This window comes from Cupriavidus sp. GW823-FHT07B10 (genome assembly GCF_058794355.1).
Genome location: NZ_JBXAGS010000046.1, coordinates 1 through 875 on the forward strand (window position 1 = coordinate 1; position 875 = coordinate 875).

1 protein-coding gene is annotated in these 875 nt (G+C 63.2%); it reads left to right on the top strand.

Annotated features, from left to right (window positions below):
- On the top strand, positions 1-875 hold an 875-nt coding region (locus AC1Q6V_RS34615), incomplete at both ends, for a bifunctional UDP-4-keto-pentose/UDP-xylose synthase (RefSeq protein ID WP_492316807.1).

Below are 875 nucleotides of genomic sequence, written 5' to 3' on the forward strand. Positions count from 1 at the left end.
ATCGGCCATCACCTGACGCGCCGCATCCTGGAAACCACGCCGTGGGAGGTCTACGGCATGGACATGTCGTCGGACCGTCTCGGCGACCTCGTCGACCACCCGCGCATGCACTTCTTCGAGGGTGACATCACCATCAACAAGGAGTGGATCGAGTACAACATCCGCAAGTGCGATGTGGTGCTGCCGCTGGTGGCCATCGCCACCCCGGCCACCTACGTGCGCCAGCCGCTGCGCGTGTTCGAGCTGGACTTCGAGGCCAACCTGCCGATCGTGCGCGCCGCGGTCAAGTACGGCAAGCACCTGGTGTTCCCGTCGACCTCCGAGGTCTACGGCATGTGCAGCGATGAAGAGTTCGACCCCGAGGCCTCGCCGCTGGTCTACGGCCCGATCAACAAGCCGCGCTGGATCTATGCCTGCTCCAAGCAGCTGATGGACCGCGTGATCCACGCCTACGGCATGGAGCAAGGCCTGAACTACACCCTGTTCCGTCCATTCAACTGGATTGGCGCGGGGCTGGATTCGATCTTCGAATCGAAGGAAGGCTCGTCGCGCGTGGTGACGCAGTTCCTCGGCCATATCGTGCGCGGCGAGCCGATCAAGCTGGTCGACGGCGGCGCCCAGCAGCGCGCCTTTGCCGATATCGCCGACGGCATCGACGCGCTGATGCGCATCATCGAGAATCCAAACGGCGTGGCCAGCGGCAAGATCTACAACATCGGCAACCCGGGCAATATCCACTCGGTGCGCGAACTGGCCGAGATGATGCTGAAGATGGCGGCGGACTATCCGGAATACGCGGAGGAAGCGCGCAAGACGCAGATCATCGAGACCTCCTCGGGCGACTTCTACGGCAAGGGCTACCAGGACGTGCAGCA